The sequence below is a fragment of the Kytococcus sp. HMSC28H12 genome, from assembly GCF_001816045.1.
GTDB lineage: Bacteria > Actinomycetota > Actinomycetes > Actinomycetales > Dermatophilaceae > Kytococcus > Kytococcus schroeteri.
The window spans coordinates 1-9,110 of sequence record NZ_KV824540.1; the positions used below are offsets into that span (position 1 = coordinate 1).

Here is a 9,110-nt window from a genome sequence, read left to right on the forward strand (position 1 = left end):
CGTGGCCGGCGCCGGGGCCGCGTGCGTGGCCTGGGGCCACTTCGTGGAGCGCCACCTGTACACCCTGCGCCGCTTCACGGTGCCGGTGCTGCCCGAGGGGGCGCTGCCGCTGCGGGTGCTGCACGTCAGCGACCTGCACCTGGTGCCCGGCCAGCGGCGCCGCATGCAGTGGGTGCACGACCTGGCCGCCCTGGAGCCGGACCTCGTGGTGAACACCGGCGACAACATGTCGTCCACGGCCGCGGTGCCGTGGGTGATGGCCACCTTCGACGACCTGCTGGCCACGCCCGGGGTGTTCGTGCGCGGATCCAATGACTACTTCTCCCCCCGCCCGGTGGACCCACTGAAGTACGTCACCCAGGGCCGGAGCCGCTACGGCGGGCGCACCCAGCGTGACATGCCCTGGCGGGAGCTCGTGGCCGGCTTCGAGGAGCGCGGCTGGGTGGACCTCACGCACCGCCGCCACCGCATCGAGGTGGAGGGGGTGCGCCTGGAGTTCGTGGGCGTGGACGACCCGCACCTGGAGCTGGACGACTACGCCAGCGTGGCCGGGCCGGCCGCCCGCGACGCGGACCTCACCATCGGCGTCACCCACGCCCCCTACCAGCGGGTGCTGGACGCGATGGTGGCCGACGGCGCCGGGCTGGTGATCGCCGGCCACACCCACGGCGGGCAGGTGTGCCTGCCCGGCATCGGGGCGCTGACCACCAACTGCGACCTGGACCCCGGGCGTGTCAAGGGCGTCTCCCGCTGGTGGCCCGGGGCCGGCTCGCGCCCGTCGGCGGCCGCCCCGGACGACGCCGCGTGGATGCACGTCTCGGCGGGTCTGGGTCACTCCCCGATGGCGCCCTACCGGTTCGCCTGCCGCCCGGAGGCGACGCTGCTCACCCTCGTGCCGCGGGGCTCCTCCTCGCCGTCCGCGGACTGAGCCCCACGCCGCCCGACCCGACGACGCACCTGCCCCGACCCGACGACCCGACCTCACCCCGGAGGCCCCCATGACCGGAACCCTGAACGGCCGCACCATCCTCATGTCCGGCGGGAGCCGCGGCATCGGCCTGGCCATCGCCCTGCGGGCCGCCCAGGACGGCGCCAACGTGGCGCTGCTGGCCAAGACCGACACGCCCCACCCGGCGCTGGAGGGCACCATCCACACCGCCGCCGAGCAGATCGAGGCCGCCGGCGGGCAGGCCCTGGCCGTGGTGGGCGACGTGCGCTCCGAGGAGTCCGTCCGCGAGGCCGTGGCCGCCACCGTGGAGCGCTTCGGGGGCATCGACGTGGTGGTCAACAACGCCAGCGCCGTGGACGTCTCGCCGGCCCGCGAGCTGCCCATGAAGAAGTACGACCTCATGCAGGAGGTCAACACCCGCGGCACCTACCTGCTCACCAGCGCCGCCATCGAGCACCTGGAGCGCTCGGACAACCCGCACGTGCTCACCATGTCGCCGCCGCTGACCATGGACCCGAAGTGGTTCGGCCCGCACACGGCGTACACCATCAGCAAGTACGGCATGAGCATGGTGACGCTCGGCCTGGCCGAGGAGCTGCGGGAGGCCGGCATCGCGGTGAACAGCCTGTGGCCGCGCACCATCATCGCCACGGCGGCCATCCGCAACGTGCTGGGCGGTGAGGCCGCCATGGCCCGCGCCCGCGACCCGCGCATCATGGGCGATGCCGCGCACGCCGTGCTGGTGCGCGACGCCCGCGAGCGGACCGGCCAGTTCCTCGTGGACGACGAGGTGCTGGCCGAGGCGGGCGTCACCGACCTGAGCGTCTACGGTGGCTCGCCCGACACGCTGCAGCCCGACATCTTCCTGCCCTGACCCCCTCCGGGTACGCCCGGACCGCCCCGCCTGGAGCCCCGATGTCCCTCGTCATGAAGTTCGGCGGTTCCTCCGTCGCCGATGCCGCGCCGCCCGCTGGTGGTGCTCTCGGCCACGGGCAAGACCACCAACGCGCTCGTGGCGGCCGCGGAGGCGGCGGAGGCCGGCCGCACCGAGGAGGCGCTGGGGCTCAGCGCGCAGGTGCGGCGCGCGCACGAGGCCATCGCGCACGAGCTGCTGGGCGGCGTCTCCCCGGAGCTGGAGTCGGCCTTCGACGCACTGTTCGGCGACCTGGACAGCCTGCTGCGGGCGGTGGCGATCCTCGCCGAGCTCTCCCCGCGCAGCCGCGACGCCATCCTCTCCACCGGCGAGCGCCTCTCCACCCGTCTGCTCTCGGACCACCTGGGCGTGCCGCTGCTGGACGCCCGCCAGCTGGTGCACACCGACTCGCGCCACGGCGCGGCCCGCCCGGACACCGAGGCCATCGCCCGCTCGGTGCAGCGCCGGGCCGTTCCGGCCCTGGAGGAGGCCGGCGCGGCGGTGACGCAGGGTTTCATCGGCAGCGACGCGCACGGCACCACCACCACGCTGGGCCGCGGTGGCAGCGACTACTCGGCCTCCCTGCTGGGGGCCGCGCTCGGCGCCGAGGAGGTGCAGATCTGGACCGACGTGGAGGGGCTGCTCACGTGCGACCCGCGCGTCGTGCCGGCCGCGCACTCGGTGCCGGAGGTGTCAGCCGCCGAGGCCGCGGAGCTCGCCGCGTTCGGCGCCAACGTGCTCCACCCGGCCACCATCGCGCCGGCCATGGAGGCGGGCGCGATGGTGACGGTGCGCCACACCCAGCGCCCCGAGGGCGACTTCACCACCATCCGCCCCGGCGAGGTGGGCACGCAGTCCGCCACCGCCATCGCGGCGCGGGGGCCGGTGACGCTGCTCAACATCACCTCCCCGCGGATGCTGGAGCACGCCGGGTTCATGCAGCGGCTGTTCGACGTGTTCGGCCGCCACGGCGTGGTGGTGGGGCTCATCTCCACCGCCGAGGTGAGCGTCTCGGTGACCGTGGAGGGCGAGGTCGACCTCGATGCGGTGGTGCGGGAGATCGGCGGGTTCGCCACCGTGGAGGTGGCGCGCGACCGCGTCATCGTGGCCGTGGTGGGCGACCGGCTGCGGGCCACGCGCGGGCTGGCGGCACGGGTGTTCGCCAGCCTGGCACCGGTGGCCAACATCGAGATGATCAGCCAGGGGTCCAACGAGATCAACCTCTCGGTGGTCATCCGCGCCGACGAGCGCGACGACGCCCTGCGCGCCCTGCACGCAGGCCTGTTCGAGGGGGACCAGCCCACCGCCTGAGGGCGGAGCGCACCACCACCAGTTGACACGGTGATGCGTCACGCTTATGTTGGTGACAGATCACCTACCAATGGAGGAGTCACCATGACCACGCTCGAGCAGCTCACCGGTACGTACACCATCGACCCGACCCACTCGCGCATCGGCTTCGTGACCCGCCACGCCATGGTCACCAAGGTGCGCGGCAGCTTCAACGACTTCGAGGGCACCGCCACCACCGGCGCCGACCTCGCCGACACCTCCATCGATCTGACCGCCCAGGTGGCCAGCATCGACACCCGCAACGCCGACCGCGACCAGCACCTCAAGGCCGGGGACTTCTTCGGCGCCGACGAGTTCCCCACCCTCACCTTCCGCTCCACCCAGGTGACCGCCACCGACGCCGACACCCTGCGCGTCACCGGCGACCTCACCATCAAGGGCACCACCCGCCCCGTGACCGTCGACTTCGACTTCGAGGGCGCCGCCACCGACCCCTTCGGCAACGAGCGCATCGGCTTCGAGGGCCGCACCAGCATCAACCGCAGCGACTTCGGCCTGACCTTCAACGCCGCCCTGGAGACCGGTGGCGTGCTGGTCTCCGAGAAGGTGGAGCTGGAGTTCGAGGTGTCGGCCATCAAGAACGCCTGATCCCATCCCACCCGCGGCACCCCCGCACTCGATGCCGTGAGGCCCGCCCCGGCGGGGCGGGCCTCACGCGTGCCCGGGCCTTGTGGGGCGACGGGCCGGCTGGGAGCGTGGTGGGCATGGAGATGACGCGCAGAATCATCGTGCTGGACGCCGCCGACCTCGAGGCCGTGTCCACCTTCTGGGCCGGCCTGCTGGACGGCACCGTGGAACGCCAGGACGACGACTGGCACCGCGTGCTGATCGACGGGGACTGGGAGTTCTGCGTGCAGCTCGCCCCGGACCACGTGCCCCCGCAGTGGCCCGACGGGCAGCCGCAACAGGTGCACCTGGACCTCTACCCGTCCGACCTCGAGGCCGCGCACGCCAAGGCCTTGGAGCTCGGCGCGACGCTGCTGCAGACCCAGGACGTGGACCCCAACGGCCGCGGCGGCTTCCGCGTGTACGCCGACCCGGCCGGGCACCCCTTCTGCCTTTGCTGGGAGGGCTCCCCCGGGGAATGAGGGTCCCCAGCCGAGGGCGCGCAGGCCGCCCGGACCCCGTCCGGTCCGGTGCGGTCACCGGCTCATGCCCTGCCCGTCGCGGGGGAACGGGGGCTAGAGTGTGCCGGTCGGTTGCACCCCGGTCGGGGTGCGAGGGAACCCGGTGAGAGGCCGGGACTGACGCGCAGCGGTATGGGCTGTGCGCGGGGACACAGTGCCACTGGCCACAGGCCGGGAAGGCGTCCTCGCGTGGGAGCCCGAGTCCGAAGACCTGCCGACGCTGTTCACCGTCCGCGGGCCTCGCGACTTGGGCCCCGATGAGAGATGTGGGTCACTCCCTTGCCTGATGCTGCCCGATCCCGGCCGCCCACCGCGGTCCTGATGGTCCTGCTCACCCTGGTGCTGCTGGCCAGCATGCTCGCCTCGCTCGCAGTGGGCGCCGTCTCCCTGCCCGTGGCCACCGTGTGGAGCGTCGTTCAGGCGCACCTGGGTGGCCAGCCCGCCGACCCGACCTGGGACGCCATCGTGTGGGACCTGCGCGCCCCGCGCACCCTGCTCGCCGCCGTCGCCGGCGCGGGGCTGGCCGTGGCCGGGGCCGGGATGCAGACCCTGGTGCGCAACCCGCTGGCCGATCCCTACCTGCTGGGCGTCTCCTCGGGCGCCGGGGTGGGGGCGACGGCCGTCATCACCACCGGCGCCCTGTCCGGACTGGGCGTCTGGGCCCTCTCCGGCGGGGCGCTGCTGGGCGCCCTGGCCGCCGCAGCCCTGGTGTTCGGGGTCGCGATGCTGCAGGGCGGCCTGACGCCGCTGCGGCTCGTGCTCACCGGGGTGGTGCTGTCGTCGGCGTTCAGCGCCGTCTCCAGCTTCCTGGTCTTCCGTTCCGGTGACCCGAGGGCGGCCCAGTCGGTGCTCTTCTGGCTGCTGGGAAGCGTCAGCGGTGCGAGCTGGCAGGTGCTGCTGCCCGCCACGGTCACGACCGTGGTCGCCGTGCTGGTGATGGTGGCCTTCTCCCGCTGGCTCGACGCGCTGTCCGCCGGCCCCGACCTCGCCGCCTCCCTCGGGATCCCGGTCAAGGGCCTGCGAGTGGCCCTGTTCGTCGGCCTCGCCGCGCTGGTCGGGGTGCTCGTGGCCGTCTCCGGCGGCATCGGGTTCGTCGGGCTCGTCGTACCCCACCTGGTCCGCATGGTGGTCGGCGCCCGCCATCGGGCCGTCGTCCCCGTGGCCGCCCTGAGCGGCGCCGTCTTCCTGGTGTGGGTCGACATGGCCGCCCGGGTCAGCGTCCGCCCCCAGGAGATCCCGCTGTCGGTGGTCACCGGCATCGTGGGAGCACCGGTGTTCCTCGTGCTCGTCGGTCGCCGCCACTACCGCTACAACGGAGCCGACTGATGCGGCTGCGAACCGACGGCTTGAGCGCCGCGGTCGGGCGGACCACGGTCCTGCAGGACGTCACCTTCGAGGTGCCCTCCGGCACCGTCACGTCGCTGGTCGGCGTCAACGGGTCGGGCAAGTCCACCCTGCTGCGCACCATCGCCGGCATCCGCCCCGCCCCGGCAGGGCAGGTCTGGCTCGGCGACCGGAAGGTCGACCGCATCCGGCCCCGCGAGCGCGCCCGGCGCCTGGCCCTGGTCGCCCAGGACGAGGCGCCGCCGGAGGACCTGCTGCTCGGGGAGATGATCGCCATGGGCCGCACCCCGCTGGCCAGGCCGTGGGAGATGGGCGATGCCGACGAGCGCCGGGCCGTGCTGGAGGCCCTCGACCAGGTCGGGCTCACCGGCATGGCCGACCGGCCCTGCAGCGACGTCTCCGGCGGGGAGAGCCGCCGGGCCCTGTTGGCCCGCGGGCTGGTGCAGCAGACACCGATCCTGCTGCTCGACGAGCCCACCAACCACCTCGACGTCGCCCAGCAGCACCACCTGCTCACCCTCGTCCGCGGGTCGGGCCGCACCACGGTGATGGCCGTCCACGACCTCGGCCTGGCCGCCCAGTACAGCGACCAGGTGGTCGTCCTCGATGCCGGCCGCGTCCTCACCAGCGGCACCCCCGCCGAGGTGTTCGCCGACCCGCGCGTGGCCGATGTGTTCTCCGTCCGCTTCGTCACCTTCACCGACCCGGAGACCGGCAGCGAGCACTTCACCTGCCTGCCCCGGACCCCGCAGCCCCACCAGGAGGAAGCATGACCACCCGCACGCTCACCACGGCGGCGCTCGTCGCCGTCATCGGCCTCGGCGCCGCCGGCTGCTCCGGCCCGTCCGGCGCGGATTCCGGCGCCGGCGCGTCCTCGGCCTCGTCCGAGACGGTGACCGTGACCAACTGCGGCCAGGAGGTCACCTTCCCGTCCCCGGTCCAACGCATGCTCGTCAACGACTCCAACATGATCGCCACCACCCTGGCGGTCGGGGCGGCCGACCAGATCGTGGCGGTGACCGGCCTGGAGAAGGACAAGGCGGTCCTCGAGGAGGTCTACGGGGCGGAGGAGGTCGCCGGGCTCAAGGAGCTCGGTGAGGTCGGCATCGGCCTCGAGCCCATCCTCGCCCAGCGGCCCGACATGGTGTTCGCCGGCTACAACTACGGCTTCGGCGAGGGGCGCAACCTGATGCCCGACGACCTCGCCCAGCGCGGCATCGCGCCCTACGTGCTCACCGAGAGCTGTCGCCGTTCCCCCGACAAGGAGGAGCGCGGCGAGATGGACCCCTGGAAGGCGTTGGCCGCCGACCTGACCAACATCGGCACGGTGACCGGCCACGAGGACCGGGCGAAGGAGGTCCAGGCGGACATCGACACCCGTCTGGCCAAGCTCCGCAAGGCCCCCCAGGCGCAGCGGAAGCCGGTGGTGTTCCTCTTCGACAGCGGCACCGACGCCCCCTTCTCCAGCGGCGTGTACGGCGGACCCCAGGGCATCATCGAGGCCGCCGGGGCCACCAACCTGGCCGAGGACGTCAAGGACACCTGGACGGCCATCTCGTGGGAGAAGGTCGCGGCCGGCAAGCCGGACTACATCGCGATCGTCGACTACCCCGGGGAGAGCGTCGCCGACAAGGTCCGCACCCTGCGCACCAACCCCGCCACCAAGGACCTGCCCGCGGTGAAGCAGGGGCGCATCGTCGCCCTGCCCTACGTGGCGTGGACGAGCAGCCCACTCAACATCGATGCGGCCGAGTCCCTCCGGAAGGCCCTCGAGGAGGCCGACCTCGTGCCGGCCAGCGGCATCACGCCCACCCACGACCTGCGCGTCCACCCCTGAGCCGGGTGCCTCCTGGCGGGCACTGTTCCAGCCCGCCGGGAGGCCCCGTCATGGCCCGACCATGGCAGACCGGGCAAGAACGAATCGGCCCTGGCCGCGGATTCCGCTGACCAGAGCCGATTCTGTGTGGTCGGGGTGACAGGATTTGAACCTGCGACCTCCTCGTCCCGAACGAGGCGCGCTACCAAGCTGCGCCACACCCCGAAGGCCTGCCGCCCTCATCGGGCAACCCCGGCATCCTACATCATGTGCGGGGTGAGTTCAGAATCCTCCACCAGCCGCCGCACGTGACCCGCCGGGACCGGCGCCGCCAGCCCCACCACGGTGAGCGCCAGCCCGCCCAGCATGAGCCCCACCGGCCAGGCGGTGTCGGCCGGGTCGGTGATGGTCTGGCTCGTGCCGTCCGCGAAGTCGCAGGTCAGCGAGACGGGCAGCAGCGTGCGCTCCACCCGCAACGGCTCGGCCGCCTCCACGGACTGCCCGCGCTGGCTGGCGCACGCCTCGTAGGCGTCCACCGGGCCGAACACGTTGATGATGAGCACCACCAGCCCGGCCAGCACCAGCAGCGGCGCCAGGGCCAGGGCCGCCAGACGCAGGGCGCCCTTCCAGCCCGACCGCAGCTCCTCGGCATCGGGCGCGCTGGGGAACCGGCGCGAGGGCTTGCTGGCCGGCGGCTGCGCCACCACCAACCGTGTGGCGCTCACGCCGCACCCCCGGGCCGGGCGACCACCCGGCGCCCCTCGAAGGCACGCCCCAGGGTCACCTCGTCGGCGTACTCCAGGTCGCCGCCCACCGGCAGTCCGGAGGCCAGGCGGCTCACCTTGACGTCCAGCACCTGCAGCAGGCGCGAGATGTACGTGGCCGTCGCCTCGCCCTCCATGTTGGGGTCGGTGGCAATGATCACCTCGGTCACCTCGCCGTCCCCGAGGCGCTGCATGAGCTGGGCGATGCGCAGGTCGTCCGGGCCGATGCCGTCCAGCGGGCTGATGGCCCCGCCGAGCACGTGGTACCGGCCCCGGAACTCGCGCGTGCGCTCGATGGCCTGCACGTCCCGCGGCTCCTCCACCACACAGATGGCCGTGCCGTCGCGCTGCGGGTCCAGACAGATGCGGCACTCCTCGGCCTCGGCGACGTTGCCGCAGGTGGCGCAGAAGCGCACCTTCTCCTTGACCACCTGCAGGGCCGTGGCCAGCCGCTGCACGTCCTCGGGGTCGGCGGCCAGCACGTGGAAGGCGATGCGCTGGGCACTCTTGGGACCCACCCCGGGGAGGCGGTTGAGCTCGTCGATCAGGTCCTGGACAGCGCCTTCGTACACAGGCCGAACCCTATGCCTGGTCCGTGTGTTCCTCGATCACGGTGCCACCGAGGATCTTCTCGATGGCGGCCGTGCCGATGACGCCCACGGACTCCACGGTCTCGTCGTCCAGGTCGGGCGTGAAGTCGTCCTCCGGCGGCGGCTCGTCCTCGGGCGGGGGCTCGTCGCCACCCACCGGCCCGGGGGGCGTCGGCGCACCGCCCTCCCTCGATGCCGGGGGCCCGGCCTGGTTGCCCGGCCCGCCACTGCCCGATGCGGTGGGCCCGCCACCG

The 9,110-nt window shown here is 73.1% G+C and carries 11 protein-coding genes, 1 tRNA gene and 1 riboswitch; of the genes, 8 read left to right on the forward strand and 4 right to left on the reverse strand.

Annotation, left to right across the window (positions count from 1 at the left end; genetic code table 11):
• The first annotated feature begins 1 nt into the window (after position 1).
• The 8 genes from HMPREF3099_RS07965 (at position 2) to HMPREF3099_RS08000 (ending at position 7,523) form a co-directional block, all read left to right on the forward strand.
• Positions 2 to 928: a metallophosphoesterase gene (locus HMPREF3099_RS07965; RefSeq protein WP_070705482.1), complete on the forward strand. Its 927-nt coding sequence runs from the start codon at positions 2 to 4 to the stop codon at positions 926 to 928.
• Positions 929 to 998: 70 nt separating this feature from the next.
• Positions 999 to 1,823, forward strand: a complete 825-nt coding sequence (locus HMPREF3099_RS07970) for an SDR family oxidoreductase (protein ID WP_070705483.1) — start codon at positions 999 to 1,001, stop codon at positions 1,821 to 1,823.
• Positions 1,824 to 1,904: 81 nt separating this feature from the next.
• Positions 1,905 to 3,173, forward strand: coding sequence for an aspartate kinase (locus HMPREF3099_RS07975; protein WP_070705484.1), 1,269 nt, complete (start codon positions 1,905 to 1,907; stop codon positions 3,171 to 3,173).
• 84 nt (positions 3,174 to 3,257) lie between these two features.
• Positions 3,258 to 3,803: a YceI family protein gene (locus tag HMPREF3099_RS07980; protein ID WP_070705485.1), complete on the forward strand. Its 546-nt coding sequence runs from the start codon at positions 3,258 to 3,260 to the stop codon at positions 3,801 to 3,803.
• 122 nt (positions 3,804 to 3,925) lie between these two features.
• Positions 3,926 to 4,303: a VOC family protein gene (locus tag HMPREF3099_RS07985; RefSeq protein ID WP_371327525.1), complete on the forward strand. Its 378-nt coding sequence runs from the start codon at positions 3,926 to 3,928 to the stop codon at positions 4,301 to 4,303.
• Positions 4,304 to 4,394: 91 nt separating this feature from the next.
• Positions 4,395 to 4,576, forward strand: a riboswitch (cobalamin riboswitch).
• A gap of 87 nt (positions 4,577 to 4,663) precedes the next feature.
• Positions 4,664 to 5,668, forward strand: coding sequence for a FecCD family ABC transporter permease (locus HMPREF3099_RS07990; protein ID WP_237769798.1), 1,005 nt, complete (start codon positions 4,664 to 4,666; stop codon positions 5,666 to 5,668).
• Positions 5,668 to 6,459: an ABC transporter ATP-binding protein gene (locus HMPREF3099_RS07995; RefSeq protein ID WP_070705487.1), complete on the forward strand. Its 792-nt coding sequence runs from the start codon at positions 5,668 to 5,670 to the stop codon at positions 6,457 to 6,459. The genes HMPREF3099_RS07990 and HMPREF3099_RS07995 overlap by 1 nt, the downstream gene beginning before the upstream one ends.
• Entirely contained in the window at positions 6,456 to 7,523 is a 1,068-nt protein-coding gene (locus HMPREF3099_RS08000) for an ABC transporter substrate-binding protein (RefSeq protein WP_070705488.1), read from the forward strand. Before HMPREF3099_RS07995 ends, HMPREF3099_RS08000 begins: the two co-directional genes overlap by 4 nt.
• Before the next feature lie 127 nt (positions 7,524 to 7,650).
• Here HMPREF3099_RS08000 and HMPREF3099_RS08005 read toward each other — a convergent pair.
• The 4 genes from HMPREF3099_RS08005 to HMPREF3099_RS12955 all read right to left on the reverse strand — a co-directional run.
• Positions 7,651 to 7,727: transfer RNA gene (locus HMPREF3099_RS08005), tRNA-Pro, on the reverse strand.
• A gap of 35 nt (positions 7,728 to 7,762) precedes the next feature.
• Positions 7,763 to 8,227, reverse strand: a complete 465-nt coding sequence (locus HMPREF3099_RS08010) for a hypothetical protein (RefSeq protein ID WP_141762075.1) — start codon at positions 8,225 to 8,227, stop codon at positions 7,763 to 7,765.
• The gene (gene recR, locus HMPREF3099_RS08015; RefSeq protein ID WP_070705490.1) at positions 8,224 to 8,838 is read right to left on the reverse strand and encodes a recombination mediator RecR; all 615 of its coding nucleotides are present in this window, start codon (positions 8,836 to 8,838) and stop codon (positions 8,224 to 8,226) included. The genes HMPREF3099_RS08010 and recR overlap by 4 nt, the downstream gene beginning before the upstream one ends.
• 10 nt (positions 8,839 to 8,848) lie before the next feature.
• The coding region (locus HMPREF3099_RS12955) for a hypothetical protein (protein ID WP_371327526.1) at positions 8,849 to 9,110 on the reverse strand (262 nt) is incomplete at its 5' end.